Annotated in this window: 26 protein-coding genes and 1 pseudogene; 12 read left to right on the top strand and 15 right to left on the bottom strand. The window is 68.8% G+C overall.

The window, feature by feature from the left end; genetic code table 11:
* Positions 1-114 precede the first annotated feature (114 nt).
* From J8I35_RS00525 to J8I35_RS00505, 5 genes are all read left to right on the top strand, one after another.
* Positions 115-1,239 (top strand): FAD-dependent oxidoreductase, encoded by a 1,125-nt coding sequence (locus J8I35_RS00525; RefSeq protein WP_209924198.1) that lies wholly within the window; start codon positions 115-117, stop codon positions 1,237-1,239.
* Complete coding sequence (locus J8I35_RS00520; protein ID WP_050013615.1) at positions 1,232-1,531, top strand: (2Fe-2S)-binding protein; 300 nt, start codon at positions 1,232-1,234, stop codon at positions 1,529-1,531. Before J8I35_RS00525 ends, J8I35_RS00520 begins: the two co-directional genes overlap by 8 nt.
* Positions 1,528-2,964, top strand: coding sequence for a (2Fe-2S)-binding protein (locus tag J8I35_RS00515; protein ID WP_209924197.1), 1,437 nt, complete (start codon positions 1,528-1,530; stop codon positions 2,962-2,964). The genes J8I35_RS00520 and J8I35_RS00515 overlap by 4 nt, the downstream gene beginning before the upstream one ends.
* A gap of 40 nt (positions 2,965-3,004) precedes the next feature.
* Positions 3,005-3,787: an ABC transporter substrate-binding protein gene (locus J8I35_RS00510; protein WP_050013617.1), complete on the top strand. Its 783-nt coding sequence runs from the start codon at positions 3,005-3,007 to the stop codon at positions 3,785-3,787.
* 105 nt (positions 3,788-3,892) lie between these two features.
* Positions 3,893-4,798, top strand: coding sequence for a LysR substrate-binding domain-containing protein (locus J8I35_RS00505; RefSeq protein ID WP_209924196.1), 906 nt, complete (start codon positions 3,893-3,895; stop codon positions 4,796-4,798).
* Between the two features lie 138 nt (positions 4,799-4,936).
* Here the strand turns inward: J8I35_RS00505 and J8I35_RS00500 are convergent.
* Both J8I35_RS00500 and J8I35_RS00495 read right to left on the bottom strand, forming a co-directional pair.
* Positions 4,937-5,062: pseudogene (locus J8I35_RS00500) on the bottom strand (SRPBCC family protein); the annotation flags it as partial.
* Between the two features lie 11 nt (positions 5,063-5,073).
* Positions 5,074-6,099: an aldo/keto reductase gene (locus J8I35_RS00495; RefSeq protein WP_209924195.1), complete on the bottom strand. Its 1,026-nt coding sequence runs from the start codon at positions 6,097-6,099 to the stop codon at positions 5,074-5,076.
* Between the two features lie 331 nt (positions 6,100-6,430).
* Between J8I35_RS00495 and J8I35_RS00490 the strand changes: the two genes are divergently transcribed.
* Entirely contained in the window at positions 6,431-6,775 is a 345-nt protein-coding gene (locus J8I35_RS00490) for a DUF4148 domain-containing protein (RefSeq protein WP_209924475.1), read from the top strand.
* A gap of 1 nt (position 6,776) precedes the next feature.
* Here J8I35_RS00490 and J8I35_RS00485 read toward each other — a convergent pair whose 3' ends face one another.
* From J8I35_RS00485 to J8I35_RS00475, 3 genes are all read right to left on the bottom strand, one after another.
* On the bottom strand, positions 6,777-7,070 hold the full coding sequence (locus tag J8I35_RS00485) for a hypothetical protein (RefSeq protein WP_209924194.1): 294 nt from the start codon (positions 7,068-7,070) through the stop codon (positions 6,777-6,779).
* Between the two features lie 241 nt (positions 7,071-7,311).
* On the bottom strand, positions 7,312-8,487 hold the full coding sequence (gene ampC / locus J8I35_RS00480) for a class C beta-lactamase (RefSeq protein WP_209924193.1): 1,176 nt from the start codon (positions 8,485-8,487) through the stop codon (positions 7,312-7,314).
* Between the two features lie 154 nt (positions 8,488-8,641).
* On the bottom strand, positions 8,642-9,010 hold the full coding sequence (locus J8I35_RS00475) for a hypothetical protein (protein WP_209924192.1): 369 nt from the start codon (positions 9,008-9,010) through the stop codon (positions 8,642-8,644).
* Positions 9,011-9,098: 88 nt separating this feature from the next.
* Here J8I35_RS00475 and J8I35_RS00470 point away from each other — a divergent pair, with 88 nt between their 5' ends.
* Genes J8I35_RS00470 through J8I35_RS00460 form a run of 3 tightly spaced genes read left to right on the top strand, consistent with a single transcriptional unit; the run spans position 9,099 to position 13,176 of the window.
* The gene (locus J8I35_RS00470; RefSeq protein ID WP_050013625.1) at positions 9,099-10,397 is read left to right on the top strand and encodes a hypothetical protein; all 1,299 of its coding nucleotides are present in this window, start codon (positions 9,099-9,101) and stop codon (positions 10,395-10,397) included.
* Positions 10,391-11,173 carry a DUF1266 domain-containing protein gene (locus J8I35_RS00465; protein WP_209924191.1) on the top strand — a complete coding sequence of 261 codons (783 nt, stop codon included), beginning with the start codon at positions 10,391-10,393 and terminating at the stop codon, positions 11,171-11,173. The genes J8I35_RS00470 and J8I35_RS00465 overlap by 7 nt, the downstream gene beginning before the upstream one ends.
* Before the next feature lie 14 nt (positions 11,174-11,187).
* Positions 11,188-13,176 (top strand): DUF4034 domain-containing protein, encoded by a 1,989-nt coding sequence (locus tag J8I35_RS00460; RefSeq protein ID WP_245170037.1) that lies wholly within the window; start codon positions 11,188-11,190, stop codon positions 13,174-13,176.
* A gap of 55 nt (positions 13,177-13,231) precedes the next feature.
* On the opposite strand, the gene J8I35_RS00455 is transcribed toward J8I35_RS00460, so the two are convergent.
* Both J8I35_RS00455 and J8I35_RS00450 read right to left on the bottom strand, forming a co-directional pair.
* Positions 13,232-14,044 carry an alpha/beta hydrolase gene (locus tag J8I35_RS00455; RefSeq protein WP_209924189.1) on the bottom strand — a complete coding sequence of 271 codons (813 nt, stop codon included), beginning with the start codon at positions 14,042-14,044 and terminating at the stop codon, positions 13,232-13,234.
* A gap of 70 nt (positions 14,045-14,114) precedes the next feature.
* Complete coding sequence (locus tag J8I35_RS00450) at positions 14,115-14,549, bottom strand: hypothetical protein (RefSeq protein ID WP_348522247.1); 435 nt, start codon at positions 14,547-14,549, stop codon at positions 14,115-14,117.
* On the opposite strand from J8I35_RS00450, the gene J8I35_RS34930 reads away from it, so the two are divergent.
* Positions 14,443-14,757: a hypothetical protein gene (locus tag J8I35_RS34930; RefSeq protein WP_260429667.1), complete on the top strand. Its 315-nt coding sequence runs from the start codon at positions 14,443-14,445 to the stop codon at positions 14,755-14,757. The two genes, J8I35_RS00450 and J8I35_RS34930, sit on opposite strands and share 107 nt — an antisense overlap.
* A gap of 256 nt (positions 14,758-15,013) precedes the next feature.
* A complete protein-coding gene (locus tag J8I35_RS34790; protein ID WP_006405345.1) occupies positions 15,014-15,148 on the top strand; it encodes a hypothetical protein in 135 nt (44 codons plus the stop codon).
* Positions 15,149-15,388: 240 nt separating this feature from the next.
* Here the strand turns inward: J8I35_RS34790 and J8I35_RS00445 are convergent, their stop codons facing one another.
* The 8 genes from J8I35_RS00445 to J8I35_RS00410 form a co-directional block, all read right to left on the bottom strand.
* On the bottom strand, positions 15,389-16,576 hold the full coding sequence (locus tag J8I35_RS00445; protein ID WP_124630044.1) for a beta-propeller fold lactonase family protein: 1,188 nt from the start codon (positions 16,574-16,576) through the stop codon (positions 15,389-15,391).
* A gap of 127 nt (positions 16,577-16,703) precedes the next feature.
* The gene (locus tag J8I35_RS00440) at positions 16,704-18,206 is read right to left on the bottom strand and encodes a M81 family metallopeptidase (RefSeq protein WP_209924187.1); all 1,503 of its coding nucleotides are present in this window, start codon (positions 18,204-18,206) and stop codon (positions 16,704-16,706) included.
* Positions 18,203-19,492 carry a Zn-dependent hydrolase gene (locus tag J8I35_RS00435; protein ID WP_050013657.1) on the bottom strand — a complete coding sequence of 430 codons (1,290 nt, stop codon included), beginning with the start codon at positions 19,490-19,492 and terminating at the stop codon, positions 18,203-18,205. Before J8I35_RS00435 ends, J8I35_RS00440 begins: the two co-directional genes overlap by 4 nt.
* A 32-nt stretch (positions 19,493-19,524) precedes the next feature.
* Positions 19,525-20,226: an ABC transporter ATP-binding protein gene (locus tag J8I35_RS00430; RefSeq protein WP_050013633.1), complete on the bottom strand. Its 702-nt coding sequence runs from the start codon at positions 20,224-20,226 to the stop codon at positions 19,525-19,527.
* Positions 20,223-20,990, bottom strand: a complete 768-nt coding sequence (locus J8I35_RS00425; RefSeq protein ID WP_050013634.1) for an ABC transporter ATP-binding protein — start codon at positions 20,988-20,990, stop codon at positions 20,223-20,225. Before J8I35_RS00425 ends, J8I35_RS00430 begins: the two co-directional genes overlap by 4 nt.
* Positions 20,987-22,030 (bottom strand): branched-chain amino acid ABC transporter permease, encoded by a 1,044-nt coding sequence (locus J8I35_RS00420; protein ID WP_050013635.1) that lies wholly within the window; start codon positions 22,028-22,030, stop codon positions 20,987-20,989. Before J8I35_RS00420 ends, J8I35_RS00425 begins: the two co-directional genes overlap by 4 nt.
* Entirely contained in the window at positions 22,027-22,887 is an 861-nt protein-coding gene (locus J8I35_RS00415; protein WP_050013636.1) for a branched-chain amino acid ABC transporter permease, read from the bottom strand. Before J8I35_RS00415 ends, J8I35_RS00420 begins: the two co-directional genes overlap by 4 nt.
* A 70-nt stretch (positions 22,888-22,957) precedes the next feature.
* Positions 22,958-24,166, bottom strand: a complete 1,209-nt coding sequence (locus J8I35_RS00410) for an ABC transporter substrate-binding protein (protein ID WP_050013637.1) — start codon at positions 24,164-24,166, stop codon at positions 22,958-22,960.
* Between the two features lie 228 nt (positions 24,167-24,394).
* Between J8I35_RS00410 and J8I35_RS00405 the strand changes: the two genes are divergently transcribed.
* Positions 24,395-25,252, top strand: a complete 858-nt coding sequence (locus J8I35_RS00405) for an FCD domain-containing protein (protein WP_209924186.1) — start codon at positions 24,395-24,397, stop codon at positions 25,250-25,252.
* Positions 25,253-25,260: the final 8 nt, after the last annotated feature.

Raw genomic sequence — 25,260 nt, 5'->3', positions numbered from 1 at the left:
GGACAGCCCATTTTGCCTGTCCGAACATCGGTTCCGCAACGTACTGAAAGCAAGGAGCCGCGCCGCCATGGGATATAACACGCAACCGCCTCGCCCGCGACGCCGGAGCCGCGCATGACCGTGCGCTGCTTCGACGTCGTCGTGGCCGGCGGCGGTCTCGTCGGCATGGCCATCGCGTGGGGCATCGCGCGTCTTGGCCAGCGCGTCGCGGTGTGCGACGGCGACGACATCGCGTTTCGCGCGGCGCGCGGCAATTTCGGGCTCGTGTGGGTGCAGGGCAAAGGCGGCCGCTGCCTGCCGTATGCGCGCTGGTCGTGCGAATCGTCGGCGCGCTGGCATGCATTCGCTGCGCAGTTGCAGCGCGAAACGGGCGTGGACTGCGCGTTCGAACGCCCGGGCGGCGTCGAGCTGTTCGAGCATCGCGCGGAGCTCGACGGCGCGACCGAGCTGCTCGAATCGCTGCGCCGGCAGGACGCCGCGCTGTCGTACGAGGTGCTCGATCCCGCGGCGCTGCGGCGGCGCATTCCCGCGGCGTCGCCATCGCTGGCCGGCGCGCTGTGGTCGCCGAACGACGGTCACGCGAATCCGCTCTACACATTGCGCGCGATGCTGCACGCGTTCCAGCAGCGCGGCGGCGTCTATCTGCCGCGCAGCGAAGTCACGGAGATCCGTCCGCGCGCCGGGCGCTTCGAGATCGACACGCGCGACGCGCAACTCGAAGCCGGGCGCGTGGTGCTCGCGGCCGGCCTCGACAACGCGCGGCTCGCGCCGATGGTCGACCTGCGCGCACCGATCTCGCCGTTGCGCGGCCAGATCATGGTCACCGAACGCCTGGCGCCGTTTCTCGACTATCCGACGCTCGTCGTCCGCCAGACATCGGAAGGGTCGGTGTTGCTCGGCGACTCGGCCGAAGACGTCGGCTTCGACGACGGGCAGACGCGGCCCGCAATGGTCGACATCGCGCGCCGCGCGCGCACGGCATTCCCGGCGCTGGCCCATGCACGCATCGTGCGCGCATGGGGCGCGCTGCGCATCATGACGCCCGACGGCCTGCCCGTCTACGAGGCGTCGGCCACGTATCCCGGCGCGTTCGTCGCGATCTGCCACAGCGGCGTGACGCTCGCGGCAACCCACGCCGATCTCGTCGCGCCGTGGATCGCCGGCGGCGCCGCGCCGGCCGACCTGTCCGCCTTTACCACCGCGCGCTTCGCCGCGCCCACGGAAGCCCGGCATGTTTGAATCCCTCGTTCCCGCCGCCGCGACGCTCGAACGCGTGCGCATCCATATCGACGGCACGCCGCACGACGTGCCCGCGCACGACAGCGTCGCGGCCGCGATGCTCGCCGCCGGTTCGGCCGCGTGCCGCACGAGCGCGGTAAGCGGCGCGCCGCGCGGCCCGTTCTGCATGATGGGCGTGTGCTTCGACTGCCTCGTCGACGTCGACGGCGTGCCGAACGTGCAAGGCTGCATGACGCCCGTCGCCGACGGCATGCAGGTGCGCACGATGCACGGCAAGGCGAGGCTCGCATGACGCGCCGCCAGTGCGACCTGCTGATCGTCGGCGCCGGGCCGGCCGGGATGGCGGCGGCGACTGCCGCGCGTGCGACCGGCTTGTCGGTGGTCGTCGCGGACGAAGGGCGCGCGCCCGGCGGCCAGATCTACCGCAACGTGGCCGACGCGCCGGCGCCGCTCGCGCAATGGCTCGGCGCCGACTACACGGCGGGCCGCCCGCTCGTCGACGGCCTGCTCGCGAGCGGCGCGCATTACCTGCCGCGCAGCGTCGTGTGGCAAATCGCGTTCGAGCCGGAACCCGTCGCGATGCTCACGCAAAGCAGCCCGTCGCGCGGCACGCTCGAAATCGGCGCACGTGCGGTGTTGATCGCGACCGGCGCGCAGGAGCGGCCGTGGCCGGTGCCGGGCTGGACGTTGCCCGGCGTGATGGGCGTCGGCGCCGCGCAGACGCTGCTGAAAGCGTCGGGCCTCGCACCATCGGCCGACGCCGTGCTCGCGGGGAGCGGCCCGCTGCTGTGGTTGTTCGCCGCGCAATTGCTGAATGCCGGCCGGCGCGTGCGCGCGCTGATCGACACGACGCCGCGCGACGCGTGGCGCCACGCGCTCCCGCATGCGCTGCCGGCGCTGCGCGGCGCCGACTATCTGCTCAAGGGCTGGCGCATGCTGCGCGCGGTGCGCGATGCCGGGATTCCCGTGTATCGCGGCGCGACCGATATCCGCATCGGCGGCGACGACCGCGCCGAACGCATCCGCTTTCGCGACGCGCAGGGCGTCGTGCAAACGCTCGACACGTCGCTCGTGCTGCTGCATCAGGGCGTCGTTCCGTCGACGCAGCTCGCGCGTTCGCTCGGCTGCGCACACGAATGGGACGAATCGTCGGCGTGCTGGCGGCCACAGTGCGACGCGCGCGGCCGCAGCAGCGTGCCGCACGTGTGGATCGCGGGCGACGGCGCGGGCATCGGCGGCGCGCGGGCGGCGGCGCTCGCCGGCGAAGTGTCCGCGCTCGACATCGCCGCGCGACTCGGTGCGCTCGACGCGCAACGCCAGGCCGCACGCGAACGCCCGGTGCTGCACGCGTTGCGCCGCCATCTCGCGGTGCGCCCGCTGCTCGACGCGCTGTACACGCCGCCCGCCGCGCTGCGCCGCCCCGACGACGACACGATCGTGTGCCGCTGCGAGGAAGTCACGGCCGGCGAAATCCGCCAGCTCGCGGCGCGCGGCTGCCAGGGGCCGAACCAGATGAAGGCGTTGACGCGCTGCGGGATGGGACCGTGCCAGGGACGCTGGTGCGGCACGACGGTCGGCGAACTGATCGCCGACGTGCAGCGGCGCAGCGTCGGCGACGTCGGTCACTACCGGATTCGCGCGCCGATCAAGCCGGTCACCGTCGGCGAGATGGCCGACGCACTCGACCTGTCGAACGATTTTCAGCGCGGCGAATTTCCGAGCTGACGCGCCCGCCCACTCTTCCCCACACGAACGGAGCCTGACCATGAAGACGCGCCTCACGATTCTCCTTTCCGCCGCCGCGATGGCCTTCGCGTCGCTGGCGTCGGCGAAGGAATGGACGACCATCCGCATCGGCGTCGATCCGACCTACCCGCCGTTCGAGTCGACCGCGACCGACGGCAGCGTGAAGGGTTTCGACATCGATCTCGGCAACGCGCTGTGCGCGAAGCTGAAGGCGAAATGCGTGTGGGTGTCGAGCAGTTTCGACGGGCTGATTCCGGGGCTGCAGGCGCGCAAGTTCGACGTGATCCTGTCGTCGATGGCCGCGACCGAGCAGCGGCGCCAGCAGATCGACTTCACCGATCGCCTGTACCGCAACCAGACGCGATTGATCGCGCGTACCGGGTCGGGGCTGCTGCCGGACGCGGCGAAGCTCGCCGGCAAGCGCGTCGCGGTCGAACAGGGCACGATCCAGGAAACCTACGCGCGCGAGAAGTGGGCGGCCGCGAAGGTCGAGGTCGTGCCGTACCCGAGCTACGACCAGGCGTATGCGGATCTCGTCACCGGGCGCGTCGACGGCGTGCTGATGGATGCCGTGCAAGGCCAGCTCGGGTTCCTCGCGACACCGCGCGGCAAGGGCTTCTCGTTCGCGGGCGGCGTGGTGTACGACGCGAAGATCATGGGCAACGGCGACGCGGCCGGCGTGCGCAAGGCCGACACCGACCTGCGCGACGCACTCAATCGCGCCATCGCGCAGATTCGCAGCGACGGCACGTACAACCAGATCCAGTCGAAATACTTCGACTTCGACATGTACGGGAACTGACGGTGAATACGGGGGCGGTTCGGTTGGCGTCGCGCCGTCTCCAGGTTGTACGGATAAGTCCTTTTGGGACATAATCCATCAATCTTGAGTCCAACAAGGTCTGACATGCTCGACATCCGCCAGCTTCAGTACTTCATCGCGGTCGCGGAAGAGGAACACGTCGGCCGCGCCGCCGAACGCCTGCATATTTCGCAATCGCCGCTCAGCCGCCAGATCGCGCAGCTCGAGGAAAAGCTCGGCCTCACGCTGTTCGAACGCAGCCAGCAGCGCATTCGCCTGACGCGCGACGGGCGCACGTTCCTCAGCGAAGCGCACGCATTCCTGCGCCACGCGAACCGGCTCGAATCGCTCGCGCGCCGGCTCGGTCGCGGCGACGAAGGCGGCCTGTGCATCGGCTACCTCGAAACGGCCACGCACTCGGGCGTGCTGCCGCGCGCGCTGAAAACGCTGCGCGCCGGGCGCCCGTCCGTTCACATCGCTTTGTACAACTATCGATCGGCCGCGCAGCTCGAAGGCTTGCGCGAGCGCAGCCTCGACATCGCGCTCGTCACCGAGCCGCCCGCGCCGGACGATCCCGAACTCGAATCGACGAAGGTGCTGGACGATCCGATGCTGCTCGCGATGCCCGACGGGCATCCGCTCGCGAAGAAAAAGACGCTCGTCGCCGACGATCTCGCCGCGCAGGCATGGATCGGCGTCACGCAGCAGGACAGTGCGCCGCGTCACGGCGCATTCGTCGCGGCCTGCGCGAAGGCCGGCTTCTCGCCGGACATTTCGGTGGAAGCGACCGAGCCGCTCGCGGCGCTCGGCCTCGTGGCCGCGGGGCTCGGCGTGACGATGATCCAGCACAGCCTGCGTCACCAGGTGCCGGAAGGCGTCGTGCTGCGCGAGCTCCCGTGGTTCAGCTATCGCACGCCGCTGTGGGTCGCGTGGCACAAGGTCAACCTGCGGCCGCTGGTCGGCATCTTTCGCGAGATCCTGACCGGCGAGGAGGTCGTCGCGGCAGTCTGAAATTGAATCCATGAAAGCGCGGGGCGTTGTTGCAGCGCGACGCCTTGCGCGCCAGTGAAGACGGTGCCGATTGCTTCGCTACCCTGATCTTTGATGCGCGGTGCGCGACCCGTGATCGACGCGTGCCGCAGATGCGACGCCTTCGCTCAGTTCGCTGGCCGGAATGTACGGCAGCCAGTCGGGCAGCGACCCGAAGCCGCCGATCAGGTGCCAGACCGTGTCGGCCGACGCCGCGATCTCGATACCTGCAGGGGCCTGCGCCATGTCGTCACCCTTCACGATCCACGCTCGGTCGGCAGCGGCGCATTGGCCGCGATCAGACCTTGTTCGCGCATCTCGCGCCAGAAGTCCGCCGGAATCGCCACGTTCAGCGCCGCCTGGTCTTCCGCGATTCGCTCCGGACGGCTCGCGCCCGGAATCACCGCGACGGTGGCCGGATGCGACATCGAGAACTGTAGCGCGGCGGCCTTGATCGGCACGTCGTAACGCGCGGCGATCGCCTTGATCCGGTCGACCTTCGCGAGGATGTCCGGCGACGCCTTCTGGTATTCGAAATGCGTGCCGCCCGCGAGCACGCCCGAGCTGTACGGGCCGCCGACGACGATCCCGACGTTCCGCGCGGCCGCCGCCGGCATCACGCGTTGCAGCGCGCGCTCGTGATCGAGCAGCGTGTAGCGGCCGGCCAGCAGCATGCCGTCCGGTTGCGGTTCGGCAAGGTCGAGCACCAGCTCGATCGGTTCGACGCGGTTCACGCCGAGACCCCATGCGTCGATCACGCCTTCCTCGCGCAGCTTGCCCAGCACGCGGAACGCGCCCTTGCGCGCCACTTCGAATTGCGCGAGCCATTCGTCGCCGTAGAAGTCCTGCGCGATGTCGTGCACCCACACGATGTCGAGGCGGTCGGTGCGCAGGCGCTTCAGGCTGTCCTCGATCGAGCGCAGCGTCGCGTCGGCCGAGTAGTCGTTGACGATGCGGTTCGGCCGGCCGTGTTCGAACAGGCCGCCCTTTTCGCCGAGATCGCGCGCCGACACGTCTTCGATTTCGTCGAGGATCAGGCGGCCAACCTTCGTGCTCAGCACGTATTCGTCACGCGGATGGTTCGCCAGCGCGTCGCCGAGGCGGATTTCCGCGAGGCCGGCGCCGTAGAACGGGGCCGAATCGAAATAACGGATGCCGTGTTGCCACGCGGCTTTGACGGTAGCCGCGGCTTCCGCGTCCGGGATGTTGCGGAACATGTTGCCGAGCGGGGCGGTACCGAAACCGAGGATCTTGTTGCCGGGCAGCTTGTCTTTGAGACTCACGATTTTCTCCAGGGAAAGATGGAAAGCGCGTTCAGTCTAGGCACGCGGGTTAAGTCTGTCCAAGACGGAATTCGACACAGTTGAGTCCCGTGAGGTCTGATGAGGCGATCGGCGGCCTGTTTCGATCCGCGGCTGCAGCGCGCTGTTCGGGCGAACGGCCCGACCGGCAAGGCTGCCGACCGAATTCACGTTCGATTCATGACTCAGGATCAAAAATGATTTGGTCGGGCGGCCATTTTTCCCGGCTGCCGCGATACCTATATTGGGTGCACGCGCAACGACATCGACGCGGTCGACGTTGGTTGCGGCTCACTCAACCACACAGGTACCCATGATGAAAACGCTCGTGTCCTCCACCCTCGCCGCCCTGATCCTTTCCGCACCGGCGCTGTCGTTCGCGCAACCGGCCGACCATCAACCGACCCGTGCCGAAGTGAAGGCCGAGATGGCCCGCCTCGCGGCCGTCGGCTACACGCCGGCGCTGGATCACAACCAGTATCCGGCCGCGATCGTTGCCGCCGAAAAGCGCGTGCGCGAAAACGCCGTCGCGCAGGCAGCGCCGCACGCCGCCCCGCTCACCGATGAAACCGGTTACGGCAGCGAACCCCGCACCACCGGCGAATCCGGCCGCGCGATGATGATCAACGGCCGCGACTCGATCTATCGCGGTCATTGAGTCACGTCGGCACGCACGAGAGCACGCCTTTCGATACGCGCACCCGCTCGTCCGTCCCCTCCGCATGGCCGGCCCGAAGCGCCTGAACAGGCATTCGGGCCGCGCGCCGTCGCTGCACGTCCGCCCCCTCGCCCTGCTCCGCGAAACCGCTCGCGCGTCGCCGTTGCGGGCTGCGATTCGTGACTGCGCAGTACAAGTTCTTATGCCGCTTCATCGGTTTATCCGCCGCGCGCCGCACACGATACTTCGGACCGTCCGGCGCCATGCGCCTCACGAAGATCCCGATGCCTTTCATTCGTTGCTCCGGGAGCGAGACGGGCCATGCGGCGCACGTCCCGCGAGATGTCTTGCGTCGCAGTATCGATGGCCGGCGCCGGCGGCGGAAGGCGTGAATCACTCAAACAGTTTTGCGCGGCGGGATGATCGGCCGTGTCAGACGAACCCTTCTTCGACCAGCGTGCAGCCGTCGGCCGTGATCGCGTGCCGCTGGCCACGCGGCTCCAGCGCTCCGGTGCTCGGACACGCGCGTGCCAACGTTACCGCGCGTCGGCGTCGCCGAGCGACCCGAGAATCCGGTACGCGACCTTCACGCGATCCTCGATCGGCACATTGCCGTTCGCGAGCATCACGATTCCGATCCGCTTCGCGGGAATGAACGCGACGTACGTGCTGAAGCCGCCGGTCGACCCCGTCTTGTTGATCCAGGTCGCGGGGTTCGGCGCGAGCGGCGGCTGGATCGCGCTCGCCGGCACCGCATCGAACAGCATCTTCGGCGCGTTGCCCGCGAGCAGCGTCGGCAGTGCGACCGGGTATGGATACTGTTCCCAGATCAGATCCTGCGTGAGCGGCCCCGCGCGGAAATAGCCGGTGTGCGTGCGTTCGATCGCGCGCCGCAGGCGCGGCGCCGTCGGGATCATCTCCATGTTCGCCTGCACGAAGCGCAGCAGGTCGGCCGCCGTGGTCCGCACGCCGTACGCGGGCTGCCACAGCATGCCTTCCGTCATCCGCACCGGCTTGCCGTCCTTCGTGTAGCCCTGCGCATAGTCGGCCATGCGCGCGGCGGGCACGTCGATGGTCGTGTGCGTCATCCCGAGCGCGGGAAAGAGCCGCTGCGCCATCAGCGTCGCGAAATCCTGGTGCGTCGCCTTCGCGGTGAGCCAGCCGAGCATGCCGATCGCGACGTTCGAATACGTGCGATGCGTGCCCGGCGCATATTCGGGCCGCCACGCGTCGAGATAGCGGATCAGGCCCGCGTCGTCGCGGATGCTGCCCGGCACCTGCAGCGGCGTCCCGCCCGGCGTGTGCGTGCCGAGCTGGAGCAGCGTCACGACGCCGAACGGCTTGCCCTGCAGCTCGGGCAGATATTTGGCCACCGGGTCCGCGAGCGACAGTTCGCCGCCCTCCTGCGCGTCCGCGGCGAGCGTCGCGGTCAGCGTCTTGCTGACCGAGCCGATCTCGAACAGCGTGTCGCCGGTCACCGGCTTGCCGGTTTGCCTCGACATCACGCCGTAGTCGAACACGTACGGCTTGCCGTCGGCGACGATGCCGATCGCCACGCCAGGGATCGCGTACTGCTTCATCAGCGGCGCGATCTGGCGCGTGACGGTGTCGTGGAGCGCGTCCTGCGTGACGGCGGCCGCGCGACCGGCCGTGGCGGTCGCGCATGCGGCGACGAACAGGGTCGCGGCGAAGCGTGTCGCGTTGAATCGCATGGGTGCGGTTCCTTTCCTTTTCTAATGGTTGCATGGACAACGGATGCGGTCGCGCCGTGTGCAGCGCGCGGCGGCCGGCCTGTCGAAGCAGGACTATCCGCTACCGCCCGGCCGCCAACAATCGACGATATGTTGCGCGAGCCGAAAGAAAAACTTATGAGATACGCGGCAAGCAGGATGGGGCCGCGCCCCGCTCGGAGCCGCATGCTCGTTTTTCAGGAAAACCTGTCGGTTTCAACTGCATCGAATCCGGCCACCGATTGGCGCCGTATCGAAAATCGACGAAAAAGAGATAAGTCTTGTCAGATCCGCGGGTGCCGGCCAGCGGCGCGATTGATTCATCCGCATGGATCGAAGTAGACTCGCGGAAGCAAAAAATAAAACCCATCCTGAGAGAAACAATGAATCGCCCTTTCCCGATCGCCCGCTCCCGCGTCGTCGGCTCCCGCGTGGTCGCGTGATTTTCACGCACCGACCGACCTGAACCGAAATACGCGACGCCGCCGCGTTGCTGCGCGCGCACGTTCGCCGTTTCGTCGTTGAGCCAGAAGAACCGCCAGGGTCCCGCGCACACCGCCCGCGCACGCCCTGCCCGACCGGAGAGTGAGCCCGTGACCGCAACCGTGGCCGCGTCGGCCTATCGGCCGCGCGATGTCGTCAATGCGCCCGACATCAAGGCGGCCATCGCGCGCCGCAGCGCCGAGCGCGGCGATCCGGCCGAGATCCTCGCGTGGCTCGGCAACCATTTCTTCCGCTGGGTCGTCGGGGCGTTCGAGCAGGCGCAGCCGCTCGCTTCGCTGGCCGATTACCGCGCGCTTGCCGGCGCCGACCGGCCGGCGCCCGAGTGGCTCGTGCGCCGGTTCCGCGCGCAATCGGCATCTCCGGCATCCGGCCCGACGCCCGATGCGGCGCTGCCGCCCGCCGCTGAACCGCCGCCGCTCTACTTCATCGATCCCGAGCACATGCTGCTGATCGACCGCGAACGCGTGCTGGTCGAATTCCTGCGCTCGCGTGCCGGCACGCGGCTCGCGCAGAAACTGCAACGCATCACCTGCGCGATGGCGCTCGACATGTGGGAGCGCGAGCACCAGCGGATGCAGGCGCGCCGCGACAAGGGCTGGGTGCCGAGCAGCGGCCTCGCGCTGCGCGAGGTGTTGCGCACGCCGAACGGGATCGTGTTCGAATTCGTCGGCGATCATCCGGCGCTGCGCGAGGAACTCGCGTACGAGTCGTACTACATGCAGCACTGTCTCGGCCAGTTCGCGGATCGCCGCCGGCTGCGCGGCGGCTACGGCGAGCAGTACGCGCAAGCCGCACGGGACGGCCGGCTGCGCCTCTTCACACTGCGCGGCGCGGGCAACCAGCCGCACGTGACGATCAGCCTGCAGGCGAGCGGCGACGGCCTGCGCATCGACCAGATCAAGGGCAAGCAGAATCGCCATCCGGTGCGCCGCTATGCGGACGACGTCCGCCAGTTCCTGCGCGCGCTCGCGCCGCGCGGCGAGCGTCATCCCGATTGCGAGGGCATGGGCCTCGTGTTCGAACCGGATGCGCCGGGTGCGGCCACCGGCGCGTGGACCTTCGTCACCGACGTGCGCTCGTCCGACCATCTGCTGAGCGTGATGAGCGAGAACTTCCACCTGATCGAGCATTTCGAGCAACCGCCGGCCGTGCTGCAATGGCTGCTGCTGCGCAATGCACCGTATGCGCTCGGCCAGTTGCGGCAGATCGATCCGGCCGTCGCGGCGGCCGCGCGCCATGCGTTGCCGGCCGATGCGCTGCCGGCCGCGCGCGCACCCGACGCGCCGCCGGCCGCGACCGCATTCGAGATCGAAGGCATCGCGATCGATCCCGCGCTGTGCGCGGCGTTCGCGTTGCCTGCGCCGACGGACGGGAGCGCGTCATGCTGAAACTACTGCTTGGCGCGGCCGTGCTGGGGCTCGTGTGGTACGTGTGGCGCGCGTTCCGGGTCGCCGCACGGATGGTGCACGAAGTCGACGCCGACCAGGCCGCGGGCGCCGACAGCACGGTGCCGGTGCGCCAAACCGCGGCCGTCAGGCTCGCGCAGGCGCAGGCCGAGCAGGCGCCGCCGAACCGCCGCCGCTGGGCGCTCGCGCTCGCCGACATCCTGCTGATCCGCAACGGGCTGCGCTGCGATTGCGACGACCTCGTCCATGCGCTGCCCGACGCGCAGCGCGAACAGCTCGCGCGCCAGGTACGGCGCGAACTCGACCTGCCGGCCGACCTGCCCGAGTGGCAGATCGTGCAGCGCGTGCCGTCGATCCTCGCGGGCTGGATTCGCGGCGTCGGCCGCTCGCACGACGGCTTCTACGAACAGCTCGCCGCCGTCGGGCGCGTGCGCGACGCACTCGCGTTCGATTGCGCGCGCACCGCGTTTCTCGTGCGCTGCATCGCACTGCTCGGCTGGGCGTCCGACCAGCACGCGTGGATCGTGCTGCTGCTCAATGCGCAGCGCGCGCAGGACAGCTTCGACAGCTGGGAAGACTTCGGGCTCGCGTATGCGCGGGCACGCCAGCAGTGGCTGCGCGGCAGCGGCCAGGACGGCCCCGCGTCGTCGCGCGCCACGCAGGAAGTGCGCGAATACCTGCGCAATCCGTCCGGAAACTGGCTTTCGCTGCCGTGGAAGCGCTACCGCATCTTCGACCCCCAACCCGTTTCGTCATGACCGCCGATACCGACATGTCCTCCGCTTGCGCCGACCTGATTCCGCCCGCGACGTCCCGCTGGTCCATTTGCGACGTCGACGCGCTGCTGCGCGCCGGCGACTATGCCGCGCTCGACGCGCAACTCGATGCCGCACTCGCCGCCAGCTTCGCCGATCGCACCGCCGAGGCGCGGTACGTCGACGCGCTGCCGGCCGACGTGCAGCCGTGTATCGACGCCGGCGCCGACGGCCTCGCGCGCCTGCGCGCATGGCAGGCCGCGAACCCGCGCTCCGCGCACGCGTGGCTGTGCGAAGCGCATTACTGGCACCACTGGGCCTACGAATACCGCGGCAGCGGCTGGGCCGAAACGGTGACCGAAGCCGGCTGGATCGGCGCGCATGCGTGCGCGACGCTGACGCTCGTCGCCGCGCTGCGCGCGCTGGTGCTCGCGCCGACGTTGTGGAGCGCGCCGATGGTGATCTTCACGAGCGTGTCGTCGTTCGGCGAACCCGAGTGGCTCGCGCAGCTCGTGCGCGAGCGCCGCTGGCCCGTCACCGAACTGCAGTTGAACGCCGGCGCCGACGACGCAGCCACGCGCACCGAACTGCAACGCATGTTCGCGCGTTCGGGACTGAACCCCGACGTGCCGGTCGCCTGCCCGCCGGAATTTCCGGACGCGCTGCCCGGCCCGGTCCAGGGCAAGAAGCTGCGCAAGGAGAAGTGGTACTGGATGGAAGCGACGCTGCACATCCACCCGAAGCTGTTCTTCCCGATGCGCACGTTCATCTGGTACATGCAGCCGCGCTGGGGCGGCTCGCACGATCACGTCCGCGCGTTCGTCGCGTCCGACGCGTGCGCGCACCTCGACGCGGTCGAAAAGGACCGGCTGCTGCACGAGATCTGGCGCGACGACTACGCCGGCAATACGCTCGATGCGGATGACGACGACGACGATGCGCGCCACGCGATCACCGCGACGCTCGCGCGTGCGCAGGCGGCGCTGCATCCGTATCACCGTTGGGAAACGCTGAGCTGGCTCGCGCACAGCCATTACATGCGCGAGGACTACGAAAAAGCGTACGCCCGCCTGCAGGAAGCGGAACGCGACCAGCCGATCGACAACGACCAGAAGATGGCGATCGGCGTGCGACTGGCGCTCAGTCTCGATCCGCATGGCGACTGGCTGACCCGCGCGATCGAACGTGCATCGGACGCTCGCGCGTGCACGGCGGCAATGATCCTGCGCGGCTACGGACATCGTACCGGCACGTTCGGTTTCGCCCAGGACGACGCGCGCGGCGATGCATGGCTTGAAGCGGCACGCGTGAACGAGCCCGGCTCGCTCGCATGGAACCAGGTCGCCACCGCGCTGGAGTACGAAAACCGGCGCCCTGCCGATGCCGTCGCCGTCTGCAAGCTTGGCTACGAGGCAGGCGGCGATTCGTGCGATTACCTGCTCGGTTGCTTCTACAAGGACGGCACGCATGTCGAGGCCGACCCGTACCGCGCCGCCCACTACTTCCGCGAGTCGATGGAAGCCGGCGGCAACATGGCCGCGTATCGGCTCGGCTACACGTACTACCACATCGGGCAGACCAGCACGGACCGGGCCGAACGCGCGCGCATGCAGGTCGAGGCCGTCGAGGCCGCGCGCAAGGCGCACGAGATGGGGCATACCGACGGCCTCGAGTGCATGCTGATGTTCATCGGCGACATCGACGACTATCCGTCGCGCCATCGCTACGTCGACGAACTGCGCCGGCATGCCGAAGGCGGCCACCCGGCCGCAATGGCCGCACTGTCGTTCTTCCTTGCCGACGTCAACGACAAGTCGCTGTACGACTATCGCGAGAGCGTGCGCTGGATCATGGGGGCGCAGGCCATCGCGCCGGACGACGAGTACGTGCGCACCATCACGCGTGTCAGCCACGAGGACGGCATGCTCGGGAAGCTGCGCTACAAGCTGCAGCGCAAGCAGATCAAGGCGCACGAGATTCCCGGCGCCGACAACGCGATGGTCTGAACGCGGGCCGACGCACGCCGCCGCTCGTCCGCGGGCCGTGCGTCCTGCCCGCGTATCACCGTGGCAGCCGGTCGAGAAACGCCAGCATCGCCGAGTTGAACCGCGCGGGCCGCTGCAGCGGCGCGAAATGGCTCACGCCGGGCAGGATCGTCAGCGTCGCGCCCGGGATCGTCCGCGCGAGGTACGCCGCATGCTCGGGCCGGATGAATTCGTCGTGCTCGCCCTGCACGATCGCAACCGGCACGGCGATCGCCGCGAGATCCTGCGCGGTGTAATTCGGTTGCGTGCGCATCATTTCGCTGACGGCCGCGACGAACGCGTCGAACTGGTCCGGTGTCGCGGACAGTCGCGCATAGTCCTTCCGATGCCGCGCGAAACAGCGGTCGATCAGCGGACTCGGCGCCATCTCCTTCGTGCCGCCCGGATCCATGTTGCACGCGAAGAACAACACGCCGGCCGCGCGTTCCGGTGCGCGGGCAGCCAGCATGAGCGCGATGCATGCGCCGTCGCTCCAGCCGACGAAGCGTGCACGGTCGACGTGCAGCGCATCGAGGACGGCAAGCACGTCCGATGCCATGCGTTCGTACGAATAGGGGCGGTCGTCGCGCGTGCTGCGGCCGTGACCGCGGCTGTCGATCACGATCGCGCGGTAGCCGGCCGCGAGCAGCGCCGGCACCTGGTTGCCCCAGTTGCCGCCATGGCCGAGGCCGCCGTGCAGCAGCACGACCGCCGGCCCCTGGCCGAACGACGCGTGCCAGATGCGCGCGCCGTCGTGGTCGAGCCATCCTTCGGCATCGGCTGCCGGCAGCGGCGTGCCGCCGTGCGCGTCGAAGCGAACGAGTTCGTCGTCGTCGAGTTCCGCGTTCATCGTTCAGCCGTCCTTGAGAGGGAGACGAACTGACGATTGTAATGCGTGCGGCCGACGCCGCCGCGGCCGCTCAGGCCTGCGTCGACACCAGCCCGCCCGACTGCGACCCGCCGGATTTTTCCAGCGCCGCGGCGAGTTGCGAGATCGCCGTCGCGAGCGCGGCCGAAATCGCGCTGGCTTCCGCGTTCAGCGACTGCTGCTCGACGGCCGCGGCCGGGTCGTCCTTGGCGCGCTGGGCCGCGGTGGCCATCTGCCGCTCCAAGGTCGCGAGCTGCTTCTGCAGCCGCTCGATCAGCGCCTTCAGCTGGGCGACCGCCGGGTCCTCCGACGATGCGCCCGCTGCGCCGGGCGTTGCGCCGGTGGCGTCGGTCGAATCCTTCGTGCCGGGAGTGCTCGACGTGCCAGTCACGGCGGTGGCGCCCGTTGTGCCAGTTGTGCCCGTCGTGCTCGCGGCATCCGTCGCGCCGCCGGTGGACGACGTCGCGGCCGGCGGGTTCGCGGCCACGCCGCTGTCAACGAGCGGCGATCGCGTGGTCGTGGAGAAATCGATCTGCATCGTGTCGGTCCGTGTGTCGGTAAACGAAGTCACAGGGGCGGAAATCGCCTTCCAGTCCGTTTACGGCATTCATCACACGAAACTTGAATATCGGGGTCGGGTAGATTGCCCGTTGATGATCGCAATTGATCGCGAAAGGGCCAGATTGGCAGCATGACGGCACTGGTAAAATCGCCGCTTCGCCGGCCGGATGCGCACGTCGGACGCCTCGTTCAGGCCCGACCGCGCGATGCCGCCGGCTCCGACTCCCGGACTTTCGAGGCACGGCATACAACGTATGCCGACGACGCCCTCGCGGCTTCCCCGAGTCGCCTTTTCCGTCCGCTTGCACGCGTACCGCACGGCGCTCACCGCCCGAGCGGCGAACACCGTGCGGCACGCATTCACTTCATTACGCATTCGAGGAACACACGATGGCCCGCATCGGCGCCTTCTGCATCACGACGTGGCTCGCCGCCGCGATTCTTTACTTCGGCCAGCACTCCGTCGCAATGATCGCGCTCAGCGGTGTCGTGGTATTCGGCGGGTTCGATCTGCTGCGTCCGTAACCGCGGTCGTGCGACCCGGTGCGGCCGTACCGCGCGCATCCCCGCGTGCGCGTCGCCGGCTCGCGTGCCCCTTCAACCCTTGAAGGGGCGCATGCCGCTCACGACCGAACGGCCCGCATCGTTCCGCGTGATCCGCGCCGCCGGCGTGCGCGGCTGACAACGCTTCGTCGAGCCGCGCGGTGATGTTTTCCGCCATCTCGCAGCTGATCCGCAAGCCGCCGACAAGTCCCGCCGAGCCCGTCAGCGCGGCAACGTCCTCAACGAAGACGGCCCGCCCGTCAGCGCGATCCGCTTGCCCGTATCGCGCAGCTTGCCGCCATCGACCGCATACAGCGCAAGCTGCCGTTCGACGTTGAACTGCACGATCACGTGCCGGCTGTCGGCGGTAAACGCGATGCCCTGCGCGGCTTCGCCTCCCGGCACCTCGCTCACCTTCACGGCCTGCCCGTCGCGGATCTCGAACAGCAGCACCTTGCCGATCTTGTGGCGGCCCGGGTTGTCGGCCGTCAGGTTCGAGCCGTCCATTGCCTGCACGGCGATCCACTTCCCGTTCGGCGAAATCGCGACGCCTTCCGGCAGCGACGGCACCGTCAAATACTGAACCGTGCGGAACGGCACGCGCGACACGTCGATCAGCGCGACCGAATCGGCGTCGCCCGCGAGCGTGCCGGTATAGCCCGGCAGCCCGGCGAGCCCGACGTTGCTGACGACGGCCCAGCGGTTGTCGCTCGACACGTCGATCGTGTAAGGCGCGACGCCCGTACTCAGCCGCGTGCCGCTGTCGGTCACCTTGCCGTCGTCGACGTTCAGCACCGCGATGCCCTGCTCGTCGCGCAGCGACACGAGCGCGTGCTTGCCGTCGTGCGTGAAGCTGATCCCGGCCAGCCGCTTCTTGCCGATTTTCAGGTTGCCGTCGAGCGTCACCTGCGTGCCGTCGATGCGCAGGATCGATACGCTGCCGTCGACGTTGGCGACGATCGCGAGCCGGCCCGCGCGGTCGATCGCGATCCCTTGCGGATGCGTGCCGAGCTCGACGCGCGTGATCGCGGGCGGCGCGCTGTCGAGATTCACGACCTGCAGGAACGTGTCGAACACGAGCTGCTTCGCGGCCGTGTCGTAGCGCGTCGGCGCGCCGACCAGCGCGAGCTTCGCGTCGGGCGTGATCGCGACGGCCTGCGGCGGCCCCTGGATGCCGTTCTCGACGTCGACCTGCAAAGCAACCTTCGGCGGGAACGTGCTGGCGTCGAGCAGCGTCAGCGTGTCGGCGGGCGGGGCAGGCAGATAGGTGTCGCGGCCCTCGACGCGTTGATACTTGCCGTCGTTGCCGGACACGATCCAGTCGGCGGCGTGCACGGCAACGGCCGTCGTGGCGAGGGTCAGCGCGGCGAGCAGGCGCGCGCTGCGCAGGCGGAAGGGATTCGAATGCATGGCGGTCGGTTCTCCGGATCGGTTGCGGACGCAATGGATTGCCCGGCCCTGCTGCCCGACGGGCCGGCGCCATCGCATGATGCCCGAAAGCGCGCGCGCCCGGCGTCTCGCACCCGGTTCGGTTCCGTCAATCCGTGCGTCGCGTGCCCGCCGACCACTCGACGATGTCGTCGAGCGGATACACCGGCCGCGCGAGCTGCTCGTAGCGAAACAACCCGTAGTCCGAGCTCGTCACGCCGCGGCTGTCGCATTCGACCAGCGCGGACGAAATCGGCACGAACACCGGCCGGCAATACATCCGCGACTTCAGCAGCAGGAAGCGCGCGCGGCGCGGATCGACGCCGACGCTCTCGAACACGCCGAGATCCCACGGCTCCTGCGTGCGCTCGGTGACGACGAGCGTGGCCGTGCCGATATCGAGCACGGCCGCGCGTCCCATGTACGCACGCTGCCCGGTATACGTCGGCCCGGTAATCACGTATTCGCCGTCGGTGATCACGCGCACGATGCCCGTCGCGCGAAACGGTTCGCGCCGCACGCCGCCGTGCGACGGCAACCGGTTGCCGACCGGCACCGTGACGGTCGCGCCGACGCCCGCGTCGATCAGCGCCGCGACCGCTTCCGGGTCGCACAACGGCCCGCTGACGATTCCGTCGAGCCCGTGCGCGAGCGCGGCTTCGAGCAGATCCATCGTGTCGCACGGGCCGCCCGACATGCAGTTGTCGCCGTGATCGAGCATCAGCACCGGGCGGTCCGCGCCGTCGGCGAGCGCCGCGGCCCGCGCGACCGATTCGGCGAGCGGCGCGCTGCGATAGACGAACGCGTCGCGCGCGTCCCAGATCTGCCGTGCGATGCGCTCGGCCACTGCGTCAGCCGCGGCGCGGTCGCCGTCGGCCACCACGACCACGCTGATGCACGGCGCGGGGATATCCGCGAGCGAGAAGCCGGGCAGGATCGACACCGCGAGCATGCCGTCCGCCTCGGCCGCGCGCGCGGCCTCCACCGCGCGCCGCATCGCGCCTTCGGCGCTCGCGCTGCGCAGCGTCGACGTCATCAGCGGCGGCTGCCGCCATGCGAGCACGGGCCGCGCGCGGCCGTGAATCCGGTCGAGCAACACGCGCGCCGCATGCTCGCCGGTCTCGACCATGTCGACGTGCGGATAGGTCTTGAAACTGACGATCACGTCTGCGTTGTCGATCAGCTTCTGCGTGACGTTCGCGTGCAGGTCGAGCGCGACCGCGATCGGCGCATCGGGCAGCGCCGCGCGCACGCGCGCGAGCAGGTCGCCCTCGCCGTCCGCGCTCTGCTCGGCGACCATCGCGCCGTGCAGGTCGAGCATCACCGCATCGCAGCCGGGCGCGGCGGCAACGATCGCGTCGCAGATCGCCGCATACGCGTCGGCCGCGACGGGCCCGCTCGGGTTCGCGGCCGCCGACACGGGCGTCACGATGTCCGCGCCTTCGCGCTCGGCCGCATCGATGAACGCGGCCATCGCGGTACGCATTCCGTGATTCGCGCGATACGCGTCGTCGCCCCAGTCGGGGCCGTGGCGGCCGAACGCGGCGAGCGGCGTCGGCACCGGCGAGAACGTGTTGGTCTCGTGGTTCATCCGGGCAATCAGGATCTTCATTGCGCGGCGCCCTCCGCGATCCCGGCCGCGCCCAGCATCGCGTGCAGCAGCACGTTGCAGCCGGCTTCCAGATGCACCGGATCGGCGTCCTCGATCTCGTTGTGGCTGATGCCGTCCTTGCACGGCACGAAGATCATCGCGGTCGGCGCGACGCGCGCGAGATACACCGCGTCGTGGCCCGCACCGCTGATCACGTTCATCGACGACAGCCCGAGTGCACGCGCGCCGGCACGGACCTGCTCGACCAGCGCCGGATCGAACGGCTGCGGCGGAAAGTACACGACCGGCTCGATGTCGATCCGCATCCCGGCCGCCGCGCCCAGGTCCGCGCATGCCGCACGCAGCTCCGCATCCATCGCCGCCAGCATCGCGTCGTCGGCCGCGCGCAGGTCGACGGTCAGCGTCACGCGGCCGGGAATCACGTTGCGCGAATTCGGGTGCACGTCGACCCAGCCCACCGTGCCGCGTCCATGCGGCGGATGCGCACGCGCGATCTCGTTCACCTTGCGCACGAGATCGGCCGCGACCAGCAGCGCGTCGCGCCGCAGTTCCATCGGCGTCGGGCCCGCATGTGCCTCCATCCCGTGGACGGTCACGTCGTACCAGCGCTGTCCGAGCGCGCCCTCGACCACGCCGATCGTCGTGTCGTGCGCTTCCAGCACCGGCCCCTGCTCGATATGCGCTTCGAAATACGCGCCGACCGGATGCGCGCCGTGCCCGTCGTCCGCACTGCCCGCGTAGCCGATCGCGGCCAGCGCGTCGCGCACCGACACGCCGTCGCGGTCGCATTGCGCGAGTGCATGGTCGAGCGTGAACGCGCCCGCGAACACGCCGGAACCCATCATCACCGGGACGAAGCGCGACCCTTCCTCGTTGGTCCAGACCGCCACCTCGAGCGGCGCGCGCGTGCGCACCCCGGCGTCGTCGAGCGTGCGCAGCACCTCGAGGCCAGCCAGCACGCCGTAGTTGCCGTCGAACTTGCCGCCCGTCGGTTGCGTGTCGATATGGCTGCCCGTCGCCACGGGCGGCAGGTCGTCCCGTTCGCCGGCGCGCCGCGCAAAGATATTGCCGATCGCATCGACGCGCACCGTGCAACCGATGTCCTGCGCCCACGCGACGAACAGGTCGCGCGCGTCGCGATCGAGTTCGGTGAGCGCGAGACGGCACACGCCGCCCTTGTCGGTCGCGCCGATCCGCGCGAGCCGCATCAGGCTGTCCCACAGCCGCGCGCCGTCGACGCGCAAGCCGGACGCCGCGACGCCCGGAGTCGAATCCTGTACTTGCATCGTTGCCATTCCTCGCATTGAAAGGGCACGGCTCATGCGACGCCGACGCCCAGGTAGCGGTCCTTCACGTCGTGATCGGCCGCGAACGCCGCGTTGCTGCCTTCGTAGACGATCACGCCCTGCTCGATCACGAAGTGGCGATCGGCGAGCTGCGTGCACACTTCGAGGTTCTGTTCGACGAGCAGGATCGCGACGCCGGCCGCCTTGATCCGCTTCAGTTGCTCGACGATTTCCTCGACGATCACCGGCGCAAGCCCCTCGACCGGCTCGTCGAGCATCAGCAGCCGCGGATGATTCATCAGCGCGCGACCGATCGCGAGCATCTGCTGCTCGCCGCCCGACAACTGCGCGCCGCCGTTGCGACGGCGCTCCTTCAGGCGCGGAAAGATCCGGTAGATATCGTCGAGCTGCCACGGCGAATCGCGACGCGCGCCGAGCCGCAGGTTTTCCTCGACCGACAGCAGCCGGAAGATCCCGCGATGCTCGGGCACGAAGCACAGGCCGCGCGCGGCGATCCGGTGCGCGGGCTGCCCGGACACCGGTCGGCCCGCGAACGTCACCGTGCCGCCGGTCGGCGCGACGACGCCCGCGATCGTCTTGAGCGTCGTCGACTTGCCCGCGCCGTTGCGGCCGAGCAGCGTCACTGTCTCGCCTTCGTTCACGTTCAGCGAAATGCCCTGCAGCACGTGGCTCTTGCCGTAGCACGCATGAACCTCTTTCACGTCGAGCATCATGCGCGGCCTCCGGTGATCATGTTGCCGAGATACGCGCTGCGCACGCGCTCGTCGCCGCGGATCGCTTCGGGTTTGCCTTCGACCAGCACGCGCCCCTGCTGCATCACCGTGATCGTGTCCGAGATGTCCATCACGATGCCCATGTTGTGTTCGATCAGCACGACCGTGTAGTCGTCGCGCAGGCCGCGGATCAGCGTCTTCATGTCGTCGAGATCGTCGATGCCCATGCCCGACGTCGGCTCGTCGAGAAAGATCGCGCGCGGCCGCGCCGCCAGCGCCATGCCGACCTCGAGCCGGCGCTGCTGGCCGTGCGACAGCACGCCGGCCGCGGTATCGGCGAAGCGCTGCAGGCCGAGCCGCTCGAGGACGTCGTCGACGATGCCGTCATGCGCGAGCGCACCGCGCGGCGGCGTCCACGGATTCAACGCCCGCCGCGATTCGACGCCCTGCGCGGCGACGCGCAGATTCTCGCGCACGCTCAGGTTCGGAAACAGGCTCGTGACCTGGAACGAGCGCGCGATGCCGCGCCGCACGCGCTTGTGATCGGGTTCGTGCGACACGTCGTGACCGTCGAACAGGATCGAGCCCGACGTGATCGGCAGCGTGCCGGTCAGCGTATGGAACAGCGTCGTCTTGCCCGCGCCGTTCGGGCCGATCACCGAATGCACGGTGCGCGGCATGATGCGCAGATCGACGCCGCCCAGCGCGGTGAACTTGCCGTAGCGCTTGACGATGCCGCGCGCTTCGAGAATCGCTTCGCTCATTGCCGCTCCTTGACCGTGGCCGCCGCGCGATCGCTACGCCGCAGCGACGCCACGATGCGTTCGCCCAGCCCCCACAACCCACGCTGCATGAACAGGCTGACCGCGATCAAGACGAGGCCGAGCAGCAGCAACCAGCGCGGCCACAGCGTCGACAGCCAGTCCGCGAACAGCACGTAGAACGCCGCGCCGAGCACCGACGCGAACAGGTTGCCCGTGCCGCCGATCACCGTCATCACGAGGATCATCTCGCTCGTGTGGTAGTCGATGTTCGACAGCGGCGCGATGCCCGTCATCAGCGCGTGCAGCGCCCCGGCCAGGCCCGTGACCGCGCCCGAGATCACGAACGCCGCGAGCTTGAAGCGCTTCACGTCGTAGCCGGCCGCCGCCGCGCGCGCTTCGTTGTCGCGAATCGCGAGCAGCGTGCGGCCGAACACCGAGCGCGATACGCGCAGCAGCAGCCAGAACACCGCGACGAACAGCACCGCGACGAAGCCGTAGTAGCGCCACGGCGAAGCGAGCGACACGAGCGGTTGCCCGAATGCGGCGAGCGCCGGGCGCGGGATGTCGAGCAGCCCGTTGTCGCCGCCCGTCACGTTCGGCGTCGTATACGCGAGGAAATAGAACAGCTGCCCGAACGCAAGCGTCAGCATCACGAAATACGTGCCGCGCTGCCGGATCGAGAACCAGCCGACGAGTGCGGCCGCGACGGCACCGAGCACCGCGGCCGCGACCAGCGCGGCCGTCACGGACGCGACGCCGCGCGTCAGCACGAGCCCCGCCGCGTAGCTGCCGAGCCCGAAGAAGATGCCCTGCCCGAACGACAACAGCCCCGTGTAGCCGAGCAGCAGGTTGCAGCCGAGCGCGGCGAGCGCGAACACCAGCACTTCGGTCGCGAGCGAGCCCGAACTCAGCACAAGCGGCAACACGCACGCGGCCACCACCGCGAGCCAGCCTTCCGGCCGCTGCAACACGCCGCGCCACGGCTGCGGGCGTTGCGACGCCGCCGCGCCCGGCGGCAGCGGTTTCGACGAATCGATCATGCAGCCCTCCCCAGCAAACCGTTCGGACGCAGCAGCAGCACGGCCGCCATCGCGACGTAGATCATCAGCCGCGCGCCTTCCGGCCACAGCGTGCTCATCAGGCTCTGCACGATGCCGACCAGCAGCCCGCCGACGAGCGCGCCGAGAAAATTCCCCATCCCGCCGACGACGACCACGACGAACGCGACGCCGAGCGCCTCGATGCCCATGAACGGATCGACGCCGCGGATCGGGGCGGCGAGTACGCCGGCCAGCGCGGCCGTCGCCGCGCCGAGCGCGAACACGAGGCTGAACACGCGGGTCACGTTGATGCCGAGCAGCGACACCATCTCCGTCGACTCGCTGCCCGCACGCACCGTACTGCCGAGCCGCGTGCCTTCGAGCACCCACCACAGCAACGCGGCGAGGACGGCCGTGAACGCGATCACGAACAGCCGGTACTTCGGGTAGACGAAGCCGCCCCAGATCACGACGCCGTTCAGCGCGTCGGGCGGCGGCACGTTGTCGCCGAGCGGCCCCCACGCGAGGATCGCGCACTCCTGCAGCACGAGCGCGAGCCCGACCGTCGCGAGGATGTGGAATTCATGCTGCTGCGCGTACACGTGGCGCAGCACCAGCTTCTCGACGATCCACGCGAACGCGCCGACGACGAGCGGCACGAGCGCGAGCGCGACCCAGAAATTCGCCGACCATTGCAGCGCCTGGTAGCAGAGGTACGCCCCGAGCAGGTAGAACGCGCCGTGAGCGAAATTCACGAAGCGCAGCAGGCCGAACACGATCGACAGGCCGACCGCGAGCAGGAAATACAGCATGCCCACGCCGATGCCGTTGACGATCTGCAGCAGATAGACGTTCATGGCTTCCGTGTCGGAAAGAAAGGTAACGGACGCCCGCGGCGCGCGATGCGCCGCGAACGCATGCACGGCGTCACGCGAGCTTGCAGCCCGTCTTGTCGAGCGGCAGGAACGACTGGCCGGCGCTGACGATGTCGGCATAGTCGTCCGCATTCTTCATCCGGCCCTTCGGCTTGCCCTTCAGCAGGTAGTAGTTCTTCAGCACCTGGTGGTCGCCCTTGCGGATTTCCTCCGGGCCCGTGAGGCCGTCGTACTTCATCCCTTCCATCGCCGCGACGACCTTCTTCGGATCGGCGCTGCCGGCCTTTACCATCGCGTCGATCAGGATCTTCGAGCAGATGTACGAACCCGCGAGGCTGTAGTTCGGGTTCGCCTTGAACGCGGCGTTCGCGCGCTTCACGAGATCGCGGTTCAGCGGCGAATCGATGCCGTGCCAGTACTGCGCGCCGAAATACACGCCGTCGCAGATGTCCGGCCCGAGCGCCTCGAACTGCTCGAGGCCCGATGCCCATGCGAGCAGGATCGTGCAGTTGCGCTTCATCCCGAAGCTGACGGCCTGGCGCAGCGTGTCCGACGATTGCGAGCCGAAGTTCAGGATCAGCAGCACGTCCGGCTGCGCGGCCGCCGCGTTCGTCAGGTAGCCGCTGAACTCCTTCTCGGCGAGCGAGTGGTAGCTGTTGCCGACGTGCTCGATGCCCTTCTCCTTGAAGACCGCCTTCGCGGCCGACAGCAGGCCGTCGCCGAACACGTATTGCGGCGTGATCGTGTACCAGCGCTTCGCCTTCGGCAGCATCTGGATCAACGGGCGCACCGTCTGCTCGATCGCGCCGAACGTCGGCACCGACCAGCGGAACGTCGCCGCGTTGCAATCCTTGCCGGTGATCTCGTCCGCACCGGCCGTCGTGATGAACACGCCGTCCGCCTTCTGGACTTCCTTGCCCATCGCCAGCGATTCGGACGACAGGATGCCGCCCGCGAAGAAGCGCACGCCCTTCTGCTGCGCGATTTCCTGCACGCGCCGCACGGCGGTCGCGGGCTTGCCCTCGGTGTCGAGCGCCGTATAGGCGAGCGGCGCGCCGAGCACCTTGCCGTATTGCTTGACGACGAGCTGCATGCCGAGATCGGCATACTTGCCGTTGGCGGCGAACGGGCCGGACATCGGCACCGGGCAGGCAAGCTGGATGGGCGAGCCCTGCGCGAACGCGACCCGGGACGACATGCTGCCGAGCGCGCCCGGCACGGCCGACAGCGCGGCCAGTTTCAACAGTTCTCGGCGATTCAAGTTGAGCTCCTCATGAACGGGGACACACGCGATACGACCGACTGCCAAACCGTGCCCACGCCACTCCTGGATGCGCGCCGCCGGTTGATCCTATTTATCATGATAAATAGAATGAACCTGATGCTAGAGTTGATCAAAATTGGTGTCAATCAGGCAAAATTCCGTACCCGCGCCGGCACCTGTCGTCGACGATGACGCGGCGCGCAGCCACACAAAGGAGTCGTGAAGATGGTCATGGACCGAGCCAGGGCGGGCCTCGCGGTCGAAATCAAGCAGCCGAAGCGGGCCGATCTGGTCGCCGAGGAGATCAAGCGGCTGATCACCGAGAAGGACCTGAAGCCGGGTGACCGCCTGCCGCGCGAGGCCGAGCTGCAGCAGCTCTACGCGGTGAGCAAGAGCACAATCCGCGAGGCGCTGAAGTCGCTCGAGGTGCAGGGGCTCATCAAGGTCACGACGGGGCCGTCGGGCGGCGGGATGGTCGTCGAGGTGCCGCTCGACCGCACGCTTCAGCTGCTGCAGAACTATCTGTTCTTCAAGGACGTGACGATCGACGACATCTATACGGTGCGCAAGCTGCTCGAACCCGAGCTGGCCGCCGGCGCCGTGCCGCATCTAAGCGAGCGCGACTTCGCGGCGCTGGAGGCGAACATCGCGTCCTGCGACGGCGCGTCGGGCGTGCACGATCGCGGCCACATGCTGCGTCAGCGGCAGGAAGACACGACGTTCCACGACATCCTCGCGGCCGCGAATCCGAATCCGTTCCTGCGCTTCAGCTGCGAACTGATCAACGAGATGATCCGGCAGTTGATCGAGTTCCGGAACGACACGCCGCTCGTCGAGCACAAGCGCTTCGGCGAAGCGAACGTGTCGATCCACAAGGCGATCCTGCAGGCCGCGCGCGAGCGCGATGCCGAGCGCGTCCGGGCGCTGATGGTCGAGCACATGACCGAGGCGCCCAAGCACGTGAAGCGAATGAAAGGCAAGCTGCGCGGACGGTTGATCCTCGATTCCGAGATCCGCAGGCGCGCGGCCGCCGGTTCCGTTGCGGCACTCGATGCGGCCGCAACGGATCCGGAAGAACGCTGATCGGCGGC

Source organism: Burkholderia sp. CpTa8-5 (genome assembly GCF_017815045.1).
Taxonomy (GTDB): domain Bacteria; phylum Pseudomonadota; class Gammaproteobacteria; order Burkholderiales; family Burkholderiaceae; genus Burkholderia; species Burkholderia sola.
The sequence above is the reverse complement of the archived record's forward strand: the minus strand, read 5'-3'. Positions and strand labels throughout refer to the sequence as shown.

Excerpts from the sequence above, each read along its gene's own strand:
- J8I35_RS00490 (WP_209924475.1), top strand. The coding sequence starts at position 6,431 with ATGATGAAAACGCTCGTGTCCTCCACCCTCGCCGCCCTGATCCTTTCC.
- J8I35_RS00510 (WP_050013617.1), top strand. The coding sequence starts at position 3,005 with ATGAAGACGCGCCTCACGATTCTCCTTTCCGCCGCCGCGATGGCCTTC.
- J8I35_RS00455 (WP_209924189.1), bottom strand. The coding sequence starts at position 14,044 with ATGAACGCGGAACTCGACGACGACGAACTCGTTCGCTTCGACGCGCAC.
- J8I35_RS00415 (WP_050013636.1), bottom strand. The coding sequence starts at position 22,887 with ATGAACGTCTATCTGCTGCAGATCGTCAACGGCATCGGCGTGGGCATG.
- J8I35_RS00460 (WP_245170037.1), top strand. The coding sequence starts at position 11,188 with ATGTCCTCCGCTTGCGCCGACCTGATTCCGCCCGCGACGTCCCGCTGG.
- J8I35_RS00515 (WP_209924197.1), top strand. The coding sequence starts at position 1,528 with ATGACGCGCCGCCAGTGCGACCTGCTGATCGTCGGCGCCGGGCCGGCC.
- J8I35_RS00520 (WP_050013615.1), top strand. The coding sequence starts at position 1,232 with ATGTTTGAATCCCTCGTTCCCGCCGCCGCGACGCTCGAACGCGTGCGC.
- J8I35_RS34790 (WP_006405345.1), top strand. The coding sequence starts at position 15,014 with ATGGCCCGCATCGGCGCCTTCTGCATCACGACGTGGCTCGCCGCCGCG.
- J8I35_RS00435 (WP_050013657.1), bottom strand. The coding sequence starts at position 19,492 with ATGCAAGTACAGGATTCGACTCCGGGCGTCGCGGCGTCCGGCTTGCGC.
- J8I35_RS00505 (WP_209924196.1), top strand. The coding sequence starts at position 3,893 with ATGCTCGACATCCGCCAGCTTCAGTACTTCATCGCGGTCGCGGAAGAG.
- J8I35_RS00440 (WP_209924187.1), bottom strand. The coding sequence starts at position 18,206 with ATGAAGATCCTGATTGCCCGGATGAACCACGAGACCAACACGTTCTCG.
- J8I35_RS00420 (WP_050013635.1), bottom strand. The coding sequence starts at position 22,030 with ATGATCGATTCGTCGAAACCGCTGCCGCCGGGCGCGGCGGCGTCGCAA.
- J8I35_RS00405 (WP_209924186.1), top strand. The coding sequence starts at position 24,395 with ATGGTCATGGACCGAGCCAGGGCGGGCCTCGCGGTCGAAATCAAGCAG.
- J8I35_RS00430 (WP_050013633.1), bottom strand. The coding sequence starts at position 20,226 with ATGATGCTCGACGTGAAAGAGGTTCATGCGTGCTACGGCAAGAGCCAC.
- ampC (WP_209924193.1), bottom strand. The coding sequence starts at position 8,487 with ATGCGATTCAACGCGACACGCTTCGCCGCGACCCTGTTCGTCGCCGCA.
- J8I35_RS00485 (WP_209924194.1), bottom strand. The coding sequence starts at position 7,070 with ATGAAAGGCATCGGGATCTTCGTGAGGCGCATGGCGCCGGACGGTCCG.
- J8I35_RS00445 (WP_124630044.1), bottom strand. The coding sequence starts at position 16,576 with ATGCATTCGAATCCCTTCCGCCTGCGCAGCGCGCGCCTGCTCGCCGCG.
- J8I35_RS00425 (WP_050013634.1), bottom strand. The coding sequence starts at position 20,990 with ATGAGCGAAGCGATTCTCGAAGCGCGCGGCATCGTCAAGCGCTACGGC.
- J8I35_RS00525 (WP_209924198.1), top strand. The coding sequence starts at position 115 with ATGACCGTGCGCTGCTTCGACGTCGTCGTGGCCGGCGGCGGTCTCGTC.
- J8I35_RS00465 (WP_209924191.1), top strand. The coding sequence starts at position 10,391 with ATGCTGAAACTACTGCTTGGCGCGGCCGTGCTGGGGCTCGTGTGGTAC.